Annotated in this window: 16 protein-coding genes and 1 riboswitch; of the genes, 9 read left to right on the forward strand and 7 right to left on the reverse strand. The window is 72.1% G+C overall.

Features of this window, described 5'->3' with window-relative positions; all coding sequences use genetic code 11:
• Positions 1 to 130 precede the first annotated feature (130 nt).
• Together AB0D45_RS32715 and AB0D45_RS32720 are read right to left on the reverse strand one after the other, a co-directional pair.
• Complete coding sequence (locus AB0D45_RS32715; RefSeq protein WP_267035306.1) at positions 131 to 496, reverse strand: Rv2175c family DNA-binding protein; 366 nt, start codon at positions 494 to 496, stop codon at positions 131 to 133.
• 111 nt (positions 497 to 607) lie between these two features.
• A complete protein-coding gene (locus tag AB0D45_RS32720; protein WP_362465914.1) occupies positions 608 to 1,828 on the reverse strand; it encodes an FAD-dependent oxidoreductase in 1,221 nt (406 codons plus the stop codon).
• 114 nt (positions 1,829 to 1,942) lie between these two features.
• A riboswitch (TPP riboswitch) is annotated at positions 1,943 to 2,055 on the forward strand.
• Here AB0D45_RS32720 and thiO point away from each other — a divergent pair.
• From thiO to AB0D45_RS32735, 3 genes are all read left to right on the forward strand, one after another.
• Positions 2,053 to 3,234 carry a glycine oxidase ThiO gene (gene thiO, locus AB0D45_RS32725; RefSeq protein WP_362465916.1) on the forward strand — a complete coding sequence of 394 codons (1,182 nt, stop codon included), beginning with the start codon at positions 2,053 to 2,055 and terminating at the stop codon, positions 3,232 to 3,234. (Overlaps the previous riboswitch by 3 nt.)
• Positions 3,231 to 3,431, forward strand: coding sequence for a sulfur carrier protein ThiS (gene thiS / locus AB0D45_RS32730; RefSeq protein ID WP_361611020.1), 201 nt, complete (start codon positions 3,231 to 3,233; stop codon positions 3,429 to 3,431). The genes thiO and thiS overlap by 4 nt, the downstream gene beginning before the upstream one ends.
• A 5-nt stretch (positions 3,432 to 3,436) precedes the next feature.
• Complete coding sequence (locus AB0D45_RS32735) at positions 3,437 to 4,231, forward strand: thiazole synthase (RefSeq protein ID WP_362465919.1); 795 nt, start codon at positions 3,437 to 3,439, stop codon at positions 4,229 to 4,231.
• Positions 4,232 to 4,870: 639 nt separating this feature from the next.
• On the opposite strand, the gene AB0D45_RS32740 is transcribed toward AB0D45_RS32735, so the two are convergent.
• Together AB0D45_RS32740 and AB0D45_RS32745 are read right to left on the reverse strand one after the other, a co-directional pair.
• Positions 4,871 to 5,449, reverse strand: a complete 579-nt coding sequence (locus AB0D45_RS32740) for an HD domain-containing protein (RefSeq protein ID WP_362465921.1) — start codon at positions 5,447 to 5,449, stop codon at positions 4,871 to 4,873.
• A gap of 13 nt (positions 5,450 to 5,462) precedes the next feature.
• Positions 5,463 to 6,581: a helix-turn-helix transcriptional regulator gene (locus tag AB0D45_RS32745; protein WP_362465924.1), complete on the reverse strand. Its 1,119-nt coding sequence runs from the start codon at positions 6,579 to 6,581 to the stop codon at positions 5,463 to 5,465.
• 297 nt (positions 6,582 to 6,878) lie between these two features.
• Between AB0D45_RS32745 and AB0D45_RS32750 the strand changes: the two genes are divergently transcribed.
• The 4 genes from AB0D45_RS32750 to AB0D45_RS32765 all read left to right on the forward strand — a co-directional run bounded on the left by AB0D45_RS32750 (position 6,879) and on the right by AB0D45_RS32765 (position 11,163).
• On the forward strand, positions 6,879 to 7,133 hold the full coding sequence (locus AB0D45_RS32750) for a hypothetical protein (protein ID WP_362465927.1): 255 nt from the start codon (positions 6,879 to 6,881) through the stop codon (positions 7,131 to 7,133).
• Positions 7,134 to 7,765: 632 nt separating this feature from the next.
• The gene (gene pknB / locus AB0D45_RS32755) at positions 7,766 to 9,679 is read left to right on the forward strand and encodes a Stk1 family PASTA domain-containing Ser/Thr kinase (RefSeq protein WP_362465930.1); all 1,914 of its coding nucleotides are present in this window, start codon (positions 7,766 to 7,768) and stop codon (positions 9,677 to 9,679) included.
• Positions 9,680 to 9,689: 10 nt separating this feature from the next.
• Complete coding sequence (locus tag AB0D45_RS32760) at positions 9,690 to 10,547, forward strand: deoxyribonuclease IV (protein WP_362465939.1); 858 nt, start codon at positions 9,690 to 9,692, stop codon at positions 10,545 to 10,547.
• A gap of 100 nt (positions 10,548 to 10,647) precedes the next feature.
• Positions 10,648 to 11,163, forward strand: coding sequence for a DUF4396 domain-containing protein (locus AB0D45_RS32765; RefSeq protein WP_362465933.1), 516 nt, complete (start codon positions 10,648 to 10,650; stop codon positions 11,161 to 11,163).
• A gap of 14 nt (positions 11,164 to 11,177) precedes the next feature.
• Here the strand turns inward: AB0D45_RS32765 and AB0D45_RS32770 are convergent, their stop codons facing one another.
• Positions 11,178 to 11,810 carry a sulfite oxidase-like oxidoreductase gene (locus AB0D45_RS32770; RefSeq protein WP_361608654.1) on the reverse strand — a complete coding sequence of 211 codons (633 nt, stop codon included), beginning with the start codon at positions 11,808 to 11,810 and terminating at the stop codon, positions 11,178 to 11,180.
• 172 nt (positions 11,811 to 11,982) lie between these two features.
• Between AB0D45_RS32770 and bfr the strand changes: the two genes are divergently transcribed.
• Complete coding sequence (gene bfr, locus AB0D45_RS32775; RefSeq protein WP_030037303.1) at positions 11,983 to 12,459, forward strand: bacterioferritin; 477 nt, start codon at positions 11,983 to 11,985, stop codon at positions 12,457 to 12,459.
• Positions 12,460 to 12,480: 21 nt separating this feature from the next.
• Here bfr and AB0D45_RS32780 read toward each other — a convergent pair whose 3' ends face one another.
• The gene (locus AB0D45_RS32780) at positions 12,481 to 12,747 is read right to left on the reverse strand and encodes a (2Fe-2S)-binding protein (protein WP_361608652.1); all 267 of its coding nucleotides are present in this window, start codon (positions 12,745 to 12,747) and stop codon (positions 12,481 to 12,483) included.
• A gap of 145 nt (positions 12,748 to 12,892) precedes the next feature.
• Entirely contained in the window at positions 12,893 to 14,248 is a 1,356-nt protein-coding gene (locus AB0D45_RS32785; protein WP_361608650.1) for a class II 3-deoxy-7-phosphoheptulonate synthase, read from the reverse strand.
• A gap of 328 nt (positions 14,249 to 14,576) precedes the next feature.
• Here AB0D45_RS32785 and AB0D45_RS32790 point away from each other — a divergent pair, with 328 nt between their 5' ends.
• A complete protein-coding gene (locus AB0D45_RS32790; RefSeq protein WP_362465936.1) occupies positions 14,577 to 16,478 on the forward strand; it encodes an anthranilate synthase family protein in 1,902 nt (633 codons plus the stop codon).
• Positions 16,479 to 16,669 lie beyond the last annotated feature (191 nt).

A 16,669-nucleotide genomic window follows, 5' to 3' on the forward strand; every position in this document is an offset into this window, starting at 1 on the left:
CCCCTGCGGGGTGGGCGCTGCGGCCCTCTCTCTGCGCGGGGCGTTGCACTTGTGGTGTTTGGTTCTCCCCGGGTGGGGGGGGGGGGGGGGGGGCGGGGGGGGCCGCCCCCCACACCTGTGGATCAGCCGGTCAGAGGGCGAGCGCCTGGGCGCGGCGCTTGACCTCCGTGCCGCGATTCTCGCGCAGCGCCTGCACGGGGGTGCCGGGCAGGGTCGGATCCTCGGTGAACAGCCACTCCAGCATCTCCTCGTCGGAGAAGCGGTCGTCGCGCAGCACGGTCAGCAGTCCGACGAGCCCCTTGACGACCTTGTCTCCGTCGATGAACTGCGCCGGAACCTGCAGGGCGCGGTTCTCGCCCCGGCGTACGGCGATCAGCTGCCCTTCCTTGACCATCTGGCGGACCCGGGTCACCTCGATGTCGAGCATCTCCGCGATGTCGGGGAGGTACAGCCAGGAGGGGACTAGGGCATCGATCTTTGCGTCAATCTCGGTCACGGGCACAAGCCTGCCACTTCGGACGGGCAGCCGGTACCCGGCCCCGTCCGTCCGGGTCCGGGAGGCGTCCGTCCGGGGCCGGGCAGCCGTCGGGCCCGGCCCCGGCAGCCGTCAGGCCAGGGCCGATTTCAGCGGAACGGCCGGGTCCGCGACCTTGGCCGGGTCGAGGGGCGCGGCGGTCTCGATCAGCCGGCGGCCCTGGGCCAGGTCCCGGGGGCGGCCCACGGCCAGGACGGCGGTCAGCGCGCCCCCGCGCAGCCAGCACACCGACCAGGCGGGACCGGCCGGGTCGCCGCGCCACAGCAGCGTGTCGGCCCCGCCGTGGTGGCCGGCGTACTGGACGAAGCGGCCGAACTGCTCGGACCAGAAGTACGGCACCGGGTCGTAGGCCTGGACGGGCTCCCCGGCGAGGATGTTCGCCGCGACGGTCCGGGGCCCCTGGAGGGCGTTGTCCCAGTGGTGGACCAGCAGCCTCGTCCCGTAGCGGGCCGAGGGGAAGGAGGAGCAGTCGCCGACCGCGTAGACGTCCGGCAGGGAGGTGCGCAGGTGGGCGTCCGCGGTGACGGAGCCGTCGGGGCCGAGCTCGACGCCGGTGCCGGCGAGCCAGTCGGTGGCGGGCCGGGCGCCGATGCCGACGACGACGGCCCCGGCGGGCAGCTCGCGGCCGTCCGCCAGCAGGACCCGGCCCTCCTCGATCCCGGCGACCCTGGCCCCGGTGAGCAGGGCGGCGCCGGCTTCGCTGTACCACCGGGCCATCGGGGCGGCGACCTCGGCGGGCAGGGCGCCCGGCAGCACCCGGTCCGCAGCCTCGACCACCGTCACGGCGCAGCCGGCCTCGCGGGCCGCCGTGGCGAACTCGGCGCCGATCCAGCCGGCGCCGACGACCACGGTCGCCGGGGCCGCGGCCAGCACGGGGCGCAGCCGGGCGGCGTCGTCGAGGGTGCGCAGCAGGTGGACCCCCGGGACCCCCTCGGTGCCGGGCAGGGTCAGCGGCCGGGCGCCGGTGGCCAGCACGAGGGCCTCGTACGGGACCGGGCCGGACTCGGTGTCGACCTCGCGGTCCGCCGCCCGCAGCCCGGTGACCTCGGTGCCGAGGCGCAGGTCGATGCGCAGCCCCTCGAAGTCCACCTCGAACGCGGAGTCCTCGGCCTTGCCGAGCAGCACCGCCTTGGACAGCGGGGGCCGGTCGTAGGGCTGGTGGGGTTCGGCGCCCAGCAGGGTCACGGGGCCTTCGTAGCCCTGTTCCCGCAGGGCCACGGCGGTCTGCACGCCGGCCATTCCGGCGCCGGTGATCACGACGCCGGGCTTCGTCTGTTCCGTCTGCTCACTCACGTGCCCACCCTAGTGAACTGACGGCCCGTCAGGAATAGGGGGCGCCGGAAGCGGGACGCCGGCGCCGGGGAGGCAGCCTTACCCGGCTGCGGCCCCGGGGTTTAGTCTGGCCACCGTACCTATCGCGGGAGCCCGGGCGGACCGGGCTGAGAGGGAGGCTGGCCGGCCTCCGACCGTACGAACCTGATCCGGGTCATGCCGGCGAAGGGAGGGGCTGGACGCCCATGCACTCATCCCGTAACGGATCCGGCGGGGGATCCGACGTCCTCGTCATCGGGGGCGGCATCATCGGCCTGGTCACGGCCTGGCGGGCGGCTCGGCGCGGGCTGCGCACCGCCCTGGCCGACCCGGACCCCGGCGGCGGAGCCGCCCGCGTCGCGGCCGGCATGCTGGCCGCCGTCACCGAGCTGCACTACGGCGAGGAGACCCTGCTCGGCCTCAACGTCGCCTCCGCCGCCCGCTACCCCGAGTTCGCCGCCGAGCTCACGGAAGCCAGCGGCGGCATGGACCTCGGCTACCGGGCCTGCGGCACCCTCGCCGTCGCCCTCGACGCCGACGACCGCCTCCACCTGCGGGAACTGCACGCCCTCCAGCGCCGCTGCGGCCTGGAGTCGCAGTGGCTCACCGGCCGCGAGTGCCGCCGCCTTGAGCCGATGCTGGCCCCCGGGGTACGCGGCGGGCTGCGCGTCGACGGGGACCACCAGGTCGATCCGCGCCGGCTCGCGGCGGCGCTGCTGGCCGCCTGCGAGCGGGCGGGCGTCGCGATCCACCGGGCGCGCGCGGAGCGGCTCCTCGTCACCGCCGACCGGGCGGCCGGGGCGCTGCTCGACGACGGCACGCGGCTGCGCGCCGACCAGGTGGTGCTGGCCGCGGGCTCGCTCAGCGGCCGGCTGGCCGGCGTACCGGACGAGGCCCGCCCGCCCGTACGGCCGGTGAAGGGACAGGTGCTGCGGCTCGCGGTGCCCGCCGCGTACGCGCCGTTCCTGTCCCGGACGGTACGGGCCGTCGTGCGCGGCAGCCACGTCTACCTCGTGCCCCGCGAGAACGGCGAACTCGTCGTCGGAGCCACCAGCGAGGAACTCGGCTGGGACACCACGGTCACCGCCGGCGGCGTGTACGAGCTGCTGCGCGACGCCCACGAGCTGGTACCCGGCATCACCGAGCTCCCGCTGGTCGAGACCCGGGCGGGCCTGCGCCCCGGCTCCCCCGACAACGCCCCGCTGCTCGGCCCGACCGAGCTGCCCGGCCTGCACCTGGCCACCGGGCACTACCGCAACGGGGTGCTGCTGACCCCGCTCACCGGCGACGTGATGGCGGAGCTGCTGGCCACCGGCGCCGTGCCGGAGATCGCCCGCCCCTTCACCCCGCGCCGGTTCTCCCCCACGCGTCAGGAGTCTTTCGCATGACCATCTCCGTCAACGGCGAGCCGCGCGAGGTCGCGGCCGGCACCACCCTCGACGCGGTGGTCGCCACCCTCACCACCGCGCCCTCCGGCGTCGCCGCCGCACTCAACGAGACCGTCGTCCCGCGCGGCCAGTGGCCGGCGACGCCGGTGGACGAGGGCGACCGGATCGAGATCCTCACCGCGGTCCAGGGAGGCTGAGCGCGATGGCTGACGACGTCTTCACCCTGGGCGGCCGGACCTTCTCCTCCCGGCTGATCATGGGCACCGGCGGGGCCCCGAGCCTGGACGTCCTGGAACGCGCCCTGGTCGCCTCCGGCACCGAGCTGACCACGGTCGCCATGCGCCGCCTGGACCCGACGGTGCAGGGCTCGGTCCTGTCCGTCCTGTCCAAGCTGGGCATCGCCGTCCTGCCCAACACGGCGGGCTGCTTCACGGCCGGCGAAGCCGTGCTCACGGCCCGGCTGGCGCGGGAGGCGCTCGGCACGGACTGGATCAAGCTGGAGGTCGTCGCGGACGAGCGCACCCTGCTGCCCGACGGCGTCGAGCTGCTGGACGCCGCCGAGGTCCTGGTCGACGAGGGCTTCACGGTGCTGCCGTACACGAACGACGACCCGGTCCTCGCCCGGAAGCTGGAGGACGTGGGCTGCGCGGCGATCATGCCGCTGGGGTCGCCGATCGGCTCGGGCATGGGCATCCGGAACCCGCACAACTTCGAGCTGATCGTCGAGCGCGCCGGGGTCCCGGTGATCCTCGACGCGGGCGCGGGCACGGCGTCGGACGCGGCCCTGGCGATGGAGCTGGGCTGCGCGGGGGTGATGCTGGCCTCGGCGGTGACGCGTGCGCAGCAGCCGGTCCTGATGGCGGCGGCGATGCGGGACGCCGTCTCGGCGGGCCGCCTGGCCCACCGCGCGGGCCGCATCCCCCAACGCCGCTTCGCCGAAGCCTCGTCCCCGGCGGAGGGGCGGGCTGCGCTGGACCCGGAACGTCCGGCGTTCTGAGGGGCGGGGGTACGAGGCTTGCGGCGCGGGCCCGCTCTCTCCCCCTCGAGGGGGTGGGGGCCGGTCGGTGGCTGCCCACCCGCCCCCGGGTGCGGGTGGGTGGGCCGGGGAGCGGGATCCCCTCGGGCGGCATCACAGCCGGTTCGGGGGTTTCCCGTCAGTCCCATCGTCATTCCGTGTCGGGCCGGTCCCTCAAGGGCGCTCCTTCGTCGCGTCGCTACGCGATTTCGCTGCGCTCAACCCTTGACCGACCGCCCCGCCCCGGAAAGCCGAAAGACTGCCGGGAACCCCCCAAAAGAACGGTCACCAGGGACAGGTCCGAGGAGCGGGTCTCTCAGGGACGAGGCGAGGGGCCGGGGGCATGGCCTCCCGGGCATCCGGGCCCGCCCATGGCCTGGCCAGCGCCAGGGGCCCGGGTACCTGCACGAAACACCGACCACATCCCCCTGCGGAGCCCCCAGGCGCAGCAGATCACTACGCGCTCCTCCCGGCTTGGCGTCCGACGGCCGTCTGGGGCCGCTACCTGCACCAAACGTTGATCAGGGAGAGGCGGGAAGCCGACAGGCGCGTCAGATCGCTACGCGCTCCTCGGACCCGGCGACTGACGGCCGTCCGGGCCTGATGGGGCCTTGGCGAGGGTCAGGGCTGTTCCCCCATGGCTGCGCGGAGCCAGTCCAGGGCGCCTTGGGCGAGGAGTTCGTCGGCGAGGCGCTGGGCGGTTTCGGTGGTCAGCCGACTGCGGCTGTTGTCGATCCAGCGTTGTGCGTTGGCGTAGCCCTGGGCTTTGTACTCGATGCCCTGGAGCATGCACTCAAGCTTGTCTGCGTCGCGGGCGCAGATCGATTCGGGTGTCTCTTTGGCCTCGTATTCCGCGACGAGATCCTGGATGGTCGCGGCGAGGAGGTCGGGCATGCCTGCCGTCTGGTCCGCTGTGATCTCCGTGGGATCGGCGGACGGGGAGTACCTCTTGCCCAGGTGGTTCACATCCCCGCTGCGGGATTCCTGCGTGTCGTGCCACACGGCGAGGAAGGCGGCGCGGGCTGGGTCGGCTCCCTCCAGCTTCGCGATGACGGAAGCGATCAAGGATGTGCGCCAGGAGTGCTCGGCCACGCTCTCGGGATTGTTGACGCCGGCCATCCACCAGCCCGTACGGCGTGCGTTCTTGAGCGTGCCGGTTTCATAGAGGAAGTGGGCCACCGTGGACAGGTCGTCAGCCACGTCTGTCTCCTTCTCACGCCCCAGCGAGGCGGATCGCGTACCGAATGCCTTCGAGCTCGCGACGCGCTCTGGTCGAGGGCTCGGTGCCATCCAACAGCACGGGCATCCGGGCCCGCAGGTCTCGGACGGTGGAAGTGGCCGTCTTCAGGAGGCTGGGACGGGCAGCCAGGAGTGCCCAGAGGGTATGGACGTTCAGGTCGAAGTAGCCGTGCTGTGGTCTGAGTCCCTTCACCAAGTGCTGGAAGAGCTTGTGTCCTTGCCAAGAGACGGCATCGGTTTCCACGATGAAGTCGTCGCACAGCTGGATGTGCGCTGCCTCTCCGATCCAGTACGCCCAGTAGTTGAGGTTGGCGGTTTCGCCCAAGTCGTCGCCTTCGAGCGCGGTGGAGATGAAGTACGCCATGCGCTCTCGGTCACCTCGACGGGCCGCCACAGTGGCCACGGAACGGGCTTTGAGCCAACGGGTGAGCCAGTCGTCGGGCCGCTCTGCCTTCTGCTGGTGCATCAGCCAGTCGACGGTATCCGTTGCCTGGTCGTAGCCCGCGAGATAGAGGGCTTGCCGGCGCAGCAAGAACTGATCAGCGGCTCGGGCCTCTTCGGCTGTCGCGCGCAGGTACTGGAAGAACCGCGTGCGTTCTGCCGCAGCCAGCTCAGGCCCGCTCGGCACGGGGCCGCGCCGGGAACGACTCGAAGGTGCCAGCGCACGCATGGACTCCGGGGCCTCGCCATTGAGGGGCCAGGCCAGGACTTCCACAAGGTCGCGCTGCATGACCCACGAGCCGAGGGGGCTGCCGTTGGTCGGCTCGTCCCCTTCGAGGGCGCTCAGCAGCAGGACGTCTGCCTCCATTGCCTTCTCCAAGGCGGCGAGTAGGACTGCCGGAGTCCCCATGCGCATGAGTCGATGGCGGTGTCCGAGCATCTGGCCGACCGAGAGAGCCGTGAGCGGCCGCCTGCCGGATTCCCATCCCGCGATGGCGTCCGTCGATAGATGAAAGGCCTCCGCGAGGCTGCCCTGCGTGTGGCCGAGCTGCTCCCGGATGACCCGGAAGACGTACCCGGAAACCGTTCCCAGGCGGCTCGGCCGTCGGCCTCCCGGACCCGTGGTCAGGGTGGAGCATCCCTTGCCGACCACAGCACCTCCCTGCCCTCGGATTCATCGCGGAATACCCGTACCGACAGTCACTTCGACCGGCAGGGAGACGTGCCTACGCTCGTGTGCACAGCGACAAACAGACCACTCAGCGTAGCGACATGGAGGCCGCCTTGAATGCGGCAGAGAAAAGCACAACCGGCGGAGAACCTCCGCACGGCAATCGCCTCGGTGCCCACTGGTCGGAGCCGAAGGGCGTTTCCGCACCCAGCTCGGCCCTTCTCGCCCGGGCCCGCACCGGTTGGGAGCGCTTCGTCGATTCGATGGAGGAGGACGGGGATGAGTGAGTGCTACGAGTACGTCCCCCACCGCCTCCTCCGCCAGCGCGTCCGCGACATCGCCTCGGGCTTTGAAGGCGTGCTCATGGCCGTGATCAACGAGAACGTCTCCGACACCGGCATCGAACGATGGATGGAACTCGCCTACATCCGAGGCGCCTCCGGCCGCGAGTTCACCACCGCAGCCACCAACATCGAACCCGCCCACGACCAGCCCCGGACGGCCGGCAGTCGCCGAGACGAGAGAAGCACGTAGCGATCTGACGCGCCTGCCGGCTTCCCGCAGCGCTCTGTTCGTCCTCTGGTGCAGGTATCAGCCCAAGACGGCCGTCGGACGCCAAGCCGGGAGGAGCGCGTAGTGATCTGCTGCGCCTGGGGCTCCGCAGGGGGATGTGGTCGGTGTTTCGTGCAGGTACCCGGGCCCCTGGCGCTGGCCAGGCCATGGGCGGGCCCGGATGCCCGGCAGGCCATGCCCCCGGCCCCTCGCCTCGCCCCTGAGAGACCCGCTCCTGCCTCTCCTCCCCTGTGACCGTTCTTTCGGGGGCTTCCCGGCAGTCCTTGTCTTTCCGGGGCGGGTCGGTCGGTCAAGAGTGGAGCGAAGCGACATCGCGCAGCGACGCGACGAAGGAGCGCTCTTGAGGGACCGGCACGACACGGAAGGACAAGGACTGCCGGGAAACCCCCGAACCGGCTGTGAGGCCGCCCGAGGGGATCCCGCTACCCGGCCCGCCGGCCCGCAGACGAGGGGGCGGGTGGGCAACCACCGACCCGCCCCACCCCCTCGAGGGGGAGATAGCGCGCCCGAACCGCACCCCCGCCATGTCACGGCTGCGCTGCAAGGCTGGGCGCCGGGGTCGGCCCCGGCGGGGGGCCTCGTAGAATCGCCGGGTGGATACGACCCTGGATGACCCCCTCGTCGGGCGCGTGCTCGACGGCCGCTACCGCGTAGAAGCCCGCATCGCGGCCGGCGGCATGGCGACGGTCTACCGGGCCGTCGACACCCGCCTCGACCGGGTACTCGCGCTCAAGATCATGCACCCGGCGCTCGCCGCCGACGCCGCCTTCGTCGACCGCTTCATCCGCGAGGCGAAGTCCGTGGCCCGCCTCGCCCACCCCAACGTGGTCGCCGTCTTCGACCAGGGCACCGACGGACCGTTCACCTACCTCGCCATGGAGTACGTCTCCGGCTGCACCCTGCGCGACGTCCTGCGCGAGCGCGGCGCGCTCCAGCCCCGGGCCGCGCTCGACATCCTCGAACCGGTCCTCGCCGCCCTCGGCACCGCCCACCGCGCCGGGTTCGTGCACCGGGACATGAAGCCCGAGAACGTCCTGATCGGCGACGACGGCAGGGTCAAGGTCGCCGACTTCGGCCTGGTCCGCTCCGTGGACTCGGCCACCCACACCACCGACTCCGTCCTCGGCACCGTCTCCTACCTCGCGCCCGAGCAGATCGAGGACGGGGTCACCGACACCCGCGTGGACGTCTACGCCTGCGGTGTCGTCCTGTACGAGATGCTCACCGGCTCCAAGCCGCACCCCGGCGGCACCCCCGCGCAGGTGCTCTACCAGCACCTCAACGAGGACGTCCCGCCCCCGTCGGCCGCCGTGCCCGGCCTGCCCGCCGCCCTCGACGAGCTGGTCGCGCACGCCGCCGCCCGCAGCCCCGAGCTGCGCCCCTTCGACGCCGCCGCCCTGCTGGGCCTGGTGCTGGAGGCCCGTGCGCGGCTCAGCGAGGTCGAGCTGGACGCCGTACCGCCGCAGGCGCGCGCCGCGGAGCGGTCCGCCGCCGAGGACCGCACCAGCGTGATCCCGCGGCCGGTCGGCCAGGGCGCGCCGGTGCACCACACCTCCCGCCTGGAGCGCCCGCACACCGTCACCGAGGCCCACGAGCCGGGTCCCGTCCGGCGGCGGCCGCCGCGGCGCGGGTTGTTCCTGGTCATCGCGGGGATCCTGCTGGCCCTCGGCGTCGGCAGCGGAGTCTGGTACATCAACTCCGGGCAGTTCACCAAGGTCCCCAACCTCCTCGGCAAGACGGAGGCCCAGGCCCGCTCGGAGCTCTCCGCCGCCGGCCTGGGCGTGAAGAAGGTCGACCGGAAGTTCAGCGAGGCCTTCGACCGCGGGACGGTGATGGAGACCAGCCCCGGCGGCGGCAGGCGGATCCGCGGCAACGACGCGGTCACCCTCACGGTCTCGCGCGGCCCCGAGATGGTCAGCGTGCCCGACCTGAAGGGCAGGCCGCTGGAGGAGGCCAAGGGGGAGCTGACGAAGGCGGGGCTGGCCCCCGGCATCGTCACCCAGGCCTTCAGCCAGGACGTCGCCCAGGGCTCGGTGATCGGCACCGACCCGGCGGGCGGCCAGAAGCGGGCCCCCGACACCGCGGTCGCGCTCCTCGTCAGCAAGGGCCGCCCCGTGCCGGTCCCGAGCGTCACCGGCAAGCCCGTGGAGCAGGCCCGGGCCGCGCTGGAGGCCGTCGGCCTGAAGGTGGCGACGGCCGCCGACCAGGTCAGCTCCCCCTCGCCGGCCGGTACGGTGGCCAACCAGTCGGCCGCCGCGGGCACCCAGGCCGCCGCGGGCGACACGGTCACGCTGACCCTGTCCAAGGGCCCGCGCCAGGTCCCGGTTCCGGACGTCACCGGCCAGGACGTGGACGCCGCCCGCAAGGCCCTGGAGGCCCTCGGATTCAAGGTGAAGGTGGACCGCCCCTTCCTCTCCTTCAGCAGCACGGTGGACACGCAGTCGGTGCCCGCGGGGCAGAGCGCCCCCGAGGGCAGCACGATCACCGTCAAGACCAAGGGGCTGTGACAGAGCAGTGATACGCAATCCCGTGGGCGGGCACGTCCCCGTCGCCGGCGGGCTGGCTTCGGTCGGCCTCGGCTACGCCCGGGAGCTGGGCGCCGAGGCCGTACAGGTCTTCGTCGCCAACCCGCGCGGCTGGGCCACCCCGACCGGCAACCCGGCGCAGGACGAGCTGTTCCGCGCCCGGTGCGCCGAGGAGTCGATCCCGGCGTACGTGCACGCCCCCTACCTGATCAACTTCGGCTCGCACACCGAGGCGACCGTCGAGAAGTCGGTGGAGTCCCTGCGGCACTCGCTGCGCCGGGCCCGTGAGATCGGCGCGCTCGGCGTGGTCGTGCACACCGGCTCCGCCACCGGGGGCCGCCCCCGCGAGGCCGCGTACGCGCAGGTCAGGGAGCACATGCTGCCACTGCTGGACGAGCTGACGCACGACGACGACCCCTTCCTGCTGCTGGAGTCCACGGCGGGGCAGGGCTCCTCGCTGTGCTCGCGCACCTGGGAGTTCGGCCCGTACTTCGAGGCCCTCGACCGGCACGAGAAGCTCGGCATCTGTCTGGACACCTGCCACATCTTCGCGGCCGGGCACGACCTCGCCGAGCCCGGCGGCACGAAGCAGACGCTGGACCTGCTGGTGGACACCGTCGGCCCGGGCCGGCTGAAGCTGGTCCACGCCAACGACTCCAAGGAGGGCGTCGGCGCCCACAAGGACCGGCACGCCAACATCGGCCAGGGCCACATCGGCCGGGAGGCCTTCGCCGAGCTGTTCTCGCACCCGGAGACGGACGGCGTACCGCTGGTCATCGAGACGCCGGGCGGCAAGGAGGGGCACGCGGCGGACGTGGCGCTGCTGAAGGAGCTGCGCGACCTCCACTGACGGGCTCACCACGCGTTGAGGAATACCCAGGGGGGGTATACGGTTCTGGTCATCGACGGGACCGCTGCCAGGCGTTTCCTGGGACCTTCAGGGGGTTGTCATGGAGCACGCACACGCCGACCACGGGAACCACGACCACGGCCACCAGGGCCACGACCACGGTCACGGCCATGGCGGCAAGGTCAGCTGGGCCATGGCCGCCAAGGCCACCCTGCACTGCCTCACCGGCTGCGCCATCGGCGAGGTGCTCGGCATGATCATCGGTACCGCGCTGGGCTGGGGGAACGTCCCGACGATGGTCCTGGCGATCGCCCTCGCGTTCTTCTTCGGCTACGCGCTCACCCTGCGCGGGATCCTCGCCGCCGGCGTGGACTTCCGTTCGGCCGTCCGGGTGGCGCTGGCCGCGGACACCCTGTCGATCGCCGTGATGGAGCTGATCGACAACGGGGTGATCGCCCTGTGGCCGGGCGCCATGGACGCCCACCTGTCGGAGCCGCTGTTCTGGACGGTGCTGGCGCTCTCGCTCGCCATCGCCTTCGTCGTGACGACCCCGGTCAACAAGTGGATGATCGGCCGCGGCAAGGGACACGCGGTCGTCCACCAGTACCACCACTAGCCCTGGCAGCCCGGCTACAGCTCCGGACCGTCGCCCGGCTCCTCCTGGTACGAGTAGCGCTGCTCGCGCCAGGGGTCGCCGATGTTGTGGTAGCCGCGCTCCTCCCAGAAGCCCCGGCGGTCGGCGGTCATGTACTCGACGCCGCGGACCCACTTGGGGCCCTTCCACGCGTACAGGTGCGGGACCACCAGCCGCAGCGGGAAGCCGTGTTCGGCCGTCAGCAGTTCGCCTCCCATGTGGGTGGCGAAGACGGTCCGCTCGGAGGCGAAATCGGCCAGTCTCATGTTGGAGCTGAAGCCGTACTCGGCCCACACCATGACGTGCGTGACCTGCGGCGCGGGCGGGGCCAGGGCCAGAACCGTACGGGCCAGCACACCGCCCCATTCGGCACCCGGCATGCTGAACTTGGTGACGCAGTGCAGGTCCGCCACGACCGAGTCGAAGGGCAACGCCGCGAACTCCTCGTGGTTCCAGCAGTGCTTCTCGCCGTCGGCGGTCGCGCCGAAGACGCGGAACTCCCAGCGGTCCGGCTTGAACTTGGGCACGGGACCGTAATGGGTGACGGGCCAACCCCTCTGCAACCGCTGCCCCGGAGGGAGCTCGAGCTGCTCTGCTCCCGGAGATTCCCGGCTTTCCGGCTGACCCATGCCTCCATGGTGACAGACGTGGCGGGGTGGTCACGACCAGGTACGACCCGATTCGGGCAAGTCACGGCAACTCCCACTAAGGAGGCACTTACTGGACGCCCCAGGGCGGCAGTGCAAGGATGCGCGCACTGCCCAGTCACCTAGCTGACATTGCCTGGAAGGAGCCTCTGCGATGCAGGGCGACCCCGAGGTCCTCGAATTCCTCAACGAGCAGCTGACCGGCGAGCTCACGGCCATCAACCAGTACTGGCTGCACTACCGCATCCAGGACAACAAGGGCTGGACGAAGCTCGCCAAGTACACGCGTGAAGAGTCCATCGACGAGATGAAGCACGCGGACAAGATCACCGAGCGCATCCTGATGCTCGACGGTCTGCCGAACTACCAGCGCCTCTTCCACGTGCGGGTCGGCCAGACGATCACGGAGATGTTCCAGGCGGACCGGCAGGTCGAGGTCGAGGCGATCGACCGCCTCAAGCGCGGCATCGAGGTCATGCGCGGCAAGGGCGACATCACCTCCGCCCGCCTCTTCGAGGAGATCCTGGAGGACGAGGAGCACCACATCGACTACCTCGACACCCAGCTGGAGCTCATCGAGTCCCTCGGCGAGGCGCTGTACATCGCCCAGCTCATCGAGCAGCCGAGCTAGTACCCCTTCTTCCGGGACGTGCTATGCGGCTTCCGCCAGCTCCGGCGCGGGCGCCGGCCCCGGGGCGGCGGCCAGGACGGCCGCGGCGTCGCCCTTGTCCAGCAGCTCCCGGCGGGGGCACGCCCCACGGCCGAGGATGCCCTGGATGGTGCGCACGCAGGAGCCGCAGTCGGTGCCGGCTTTGGTGGCCGAGGCGATCTGGCGGGGGGTGCAGGCCCCGGCGGCCGCGTGTTCCTTGACCTGCTGGTCGGTGATCCCGAAGCAAGAGCAGACGTACACGCGGTTCACCTCCCTGGTGCGGAACGGTTCGGGCCATCCCCTGTTCGGTGAGGCTTACCTAACCGTACCCAAAGCGAGGGTCGCCTGAAAGACCCGGATACGCCGATGGGGCGCGGATCACATCGATCCGCGCCCCATCGTCGTACGACATCACTTACTGGTCGCGGTACATCTCGGCGACCAGGAAGGCCAGGTCCAGGGACTGGCTGCGGTTGAGCCGCGGGTCGCAGGCCGTCTCGTAGCGCTGGTGCAGGTCGTCGACGAAGATCTCGTCGCCGCCGCCCACGCACTCGGTGACGTCGTCACCGGTGAGCTCGACGTGGATGCCGCCCGGGTGGGTGCCGAGCGCCTTGTGGACCTCGAAGAAGCCCTTGACCTCGTCCAGGACGTCGTCGAAACGGCGCGTCTTGTGGCCGGAGGCCGCCTCGAAGGTGTTGCCGTGCATCGGGTCGGTGACCCAGGCGACGGTCGCACCGGACGCGGTGACCTTCTCCACCAGCTCGGGGAGCTTGTCGCGGACCTTGTCGGCGCCCATGCGGACGACGAAGGTCAGCCGGCCCGGCTCGCGCTCGGGGTCCAGGCGGTCGATGTACGTCAGCGCCTCGTCCACCGTGGTGGTCGGGCCGAGCTTGATGCCGATCGGGTTGGCGATCTGCGAGCAGAACTCGATGTGCGCGTGGTCCAGCTGGCGGGTGCGCTCACCGATCCAGACCATGTGGCCGGAGGTGTCGTACAGCTTGCCGGTCCGCGAGTCCGTGCGGGTCAGCGCGCCCTCGTAGTCGAGCAGCAGCGCCTCGTGCGAGGCGTAGAACTCGACCGCCTTGAACTCGGCCGGGTCGGTGCCGCAGGCCTTCATGAAGTTCAGCGCGTTGTCGATCTCCCGCGCGAGCTGCTCGTAGCGCTGCCCCGACGGGGAGGACTTCACGAAGTCCTGGTTCCAGGCGTGCACCTGGCGCAGGTCGGCGTAGCCACCCGTGGTGAAGGCGCGCACCAGGTTCAGCGTCGAGGCCGACGCGTGGTACATGCGCTTCAGCCGCTCCGGGTCCGGGACGCGGGCCTCTTCGGTGAAGGGGAAGCCGTTGACGGAGTCGCCGCGGTAGGTCGGCAGGGTGACGCCGTCGCGGGTCTCGGTGTCCTTGGAGCGCGGCTTGGAGTACTGCCCGGCGATGCGGCCGACCTTCACGACGGGCACGGAGGCCGCGTACGTCAGGACGGCGCTCATCTGGAGAAGCGTCTTCAGCTTGGCGCGGATGTGGTCGGCGGACACGGCGTCGAAGGCCTCGGCACAGTCGCCGCCCTGGAGCAGGAACGCCTCGCCCTTGGCGACGGCTCCCAGACGGGCGCGCAGCTGATCGCACTCACCCGCGAAAACGAGGGGAGGATACGACTCGAGGTCCGCGACGACAGCGCGCAGGGCCTCGGCATCGGGGTACGAAGGCTGCTGCGCCGCGGGAAGGTGTCGCCAGGTCGCCTTGGCGGCGAGGGCATGGTTTTCAGCGTTCACGGTCACCTCGTACACATTACGGCGTCATGCGCGGTGTCCGGCCGGACGCCCACCTGATGAGACGGCTCCCTTCGAAGGTCCGGGACCGCGCGAATGAGCGGAATGCAAGGTTCATATGTCCGGAAAGGCCAGATGCTGCGGTACGGCGGCCCCGTGGGCTAGGGTGCCCCCCATGTACGCGCACGCCAACCTGAACTGGTGGTGGCCCGCTCCCGGCGGCCCACCCCTCTCGCGTACCCACTGACAGCGAAGGCCGCCCCCGGAGGGCGGCCTTTTCCATGTGGCGACACGGGCCGTCCCTCCCTCCGGCACTCCCCGGAAGGACACCCGCCCCATGCCCCAGTCCGTTTTCGACCTCGGCCGGCTCCTCGACGACTCGGCCCCGCCCTTCGCACTGCTGCGCCGCCGCACCCCGGGCCGCGACCACGACACGGTCGAGGTGCTCCTCGGGCCGGTCCACCAGGCCCGCCGGCTCGCCGACCTGCCCGTACCGGAGCTGCCCACCCTGGCGCTCGTACCGTTCCGGCAGATCCGCGAGCGCGGTTTCGACGTACGCGACGACGGCACGCCGCTGGCCGTGCTGACCGCCGAGGAGGCGTACGAGATCCCGCTCGCCGCGGCACTGGCCGGGCTGCCGGCCCATGACGTACGGGTCGCCGGCGGCGGCTTCGACGTCCCCGACGAGGACTACGCGGCCACCGTCGAGCAGGTGATCCGCGAGGAGATCGGCCGCGGTGAGGGCGCGAACTTCGTGATCCGGCGCACCTACGAGGGCCGGATCGGGGGCTTCGGCCGGGCCGACGCGCTCGCGCTGTTCCGCCGCCTGCTGGAGGGCGAGCGCGGCGCGTACTGGACGTACGTCGTCCACACTCCGGACCGGACCCTGGTCGGGGCCAGCCCCGAGGTGCACGTCCGCATGTCCGGCGGGACGGTCGTGATGAACCCGATCAGCGGCACGTACCGCTACCCGGCCTCCGGCCCGACCGCCGAGTCCCTCCTCGCCTTCCTCGCCGACCGCAAGGAGACCGAGGAGCTGTCGATGGTCGTCGACGAGGAACTGAAGATGATGTGCACCGTCGGCGACATGGGCGGGGTGGTCGTCGGACCCCGGCTGAAGGAGATGTCCCACCTCGCGCACACCGAGTACGAGCTGCGCGGACGCTCCTCGCTGGACGTGCGGGAGGTGCTGCGGGAGACCATGTTCGCGGCGACGGTGACGGGATCGCCCGTGCAGAACGCCTGCCGGGTGATCGAGCGGTACGAGAGCGGCGGCCGCGGCTACTACGCGGGCGCGCTGGCGCTGCTCGGCCGGGACGAGGCCGGCGCCCAGACCCTGGACTCCCCCATCCTGATCCGCACCGCCGACATCGCCCCGGACGGGACGCTGCGGGTACCGGTCGGGGCCACCCTGGTGCGGCACTCGGACCCGCTGGCCGAGGTGGCCGAGACCCATGCCAAGGCCGCCGGGGTGCTGGCGGCGCTGGGCGTACGGGCGGCAGCGCCCCGGCCGGCCTTCGACGGGGCCGGGCTGGCCGGTGACCCCCGGGTCCGGGCGGCGCTCGCCGCCCGGCGGGCGGACCTGGCGCCGTTCTGGCTCCGCATGCAGGAGCGGTCCTCCGCGGTGGACGGCCGCGCCCTGGTGATCGACGCGGAGGACACCTTCACCGCGATGCTGGCCCACGTGCTGCGGGTGGCCGGGCTGGAGGTGACCGTACGCCGCTACGACGATCCGCGGCTGCGGGCCCTCGCCCTGGACTGGGACGGCCCGGTCGTCCTCGGGCCGGGCCCGGGCAACCCGGCGGACGCGGCCGACCCCAGGATGCGGATGCTGCGCGCGCTCACGCGGGAACTGCTCGCCTCGCACCTCGGGGGGCTGCTGGGGGTGTGCCTGGGGCACGAGCTGATCGCGGCGGAGCTCGGGCTGCCGCTGGTGCGGAAGGCCGCGCCGGCCCAGGGGGCGCAGGTGCCGGTCGACCTCTTCGGCACGCCGGAGGTGGTGGGCTTCTACAACACGTACGCGGCCGCCTGTGACGCGGAGGCGGAGGCGGAGCTCGCGGCGCACGGGGTCGAGGTGTCCCGGGACGCCGTCACGGGGGAGGTGCACGCGCTCCGCTGCGCGGCGCGGGGGTTCGCGGGGGTGCAGTTCCACCCGGAGTCGGTGCTGACCCTGCGGGGGGCGGAGGTCCTGGCGGCCCTGGTCCGCTCGGTGGCGAGCGCCGCCGCCGAGCCGATGTAGTGGGGCAGGGGGCGGACCGGCGCCGGGGGCGGGGGCGGGTGCGGCCCGTAGCCCTGCGGGGCCGGTCCCCTACCCGCCCTTCCACCGTTCCCCGGGGCTCCGCCCCGGACCCCATACGGGCGCTGCGCGCCCGGTGCGCTCAAACGCCGCGCGGGCTGGAAATTCGCTGCGCGAATTCCAGCCCCGCCGGC

Source organism: Streptomyces sp. NPDC048352, from assembly GCF_040651895.1.
Classification (GTDB): Bacteria; Actinomycetota; Actinomycetes; order Streptomycetales; family Streptomycetaceae; genus Streptomyces.

Bases quoted from the DNA above. Each gene is read 5' to 3' on its own strand.
- AB0D45_RS32790 (WP_362465936.1), top strand. From the start codon at position 14,577: ATGCCCCAGTCCGTTTTCGACCTCGGCCGGCTCCTCGACGACTCGGCC.
- AB0D45_RS32735 (WP_362465919.1), top strand. From the start codon at position 3,437: ATGGCTGACGACGTCTTCACCCTGGGCGGCCGGACCTTCTCCTCCCGG.
- AB0D45_RS32770 (WP_361608654.1), bottom strand. From the start codon at position 11,810: ATGGGTCAGCCGGAAAGCCGGGAATCTCCGGGAGCAGAGCAGCTCGAG.
- thiO (WP_362465916.1), top strand. From the start codon at position 2,053: ATGCACTCATCCCGTAACGGATCCGGCGGGGGATCCGACGTCCTCGTC.
- thiS (WP_361611020.1), top strand. From the start codon at position 3,231: ATGACCATCTCCGTCAACGGCGAGCCGCGCGAGGTCGCGGCCGGCACC.
- bfr (WP_030037303.1), top strand. From the start codon at position 11,983: ATGCAGGGCGACCCCGAGGTCCTCGAATTCCTCAACGAGCAGCTGACC.
- AB0D45_RS32750 (WP_362465927.1), top strand. From the start codon at position 6,879: ATGAGTGAGTGCTACGAGTACGTCCCCCACCGCCTCCTCCGCCAGCGC.
- AB0D45_RS32765 (WP_362465933.1), top strand. From the start codon at position 10,648: ATGGAGCACGCACACGCCGACCACGGGAACCACGACCACGGCCACCAG.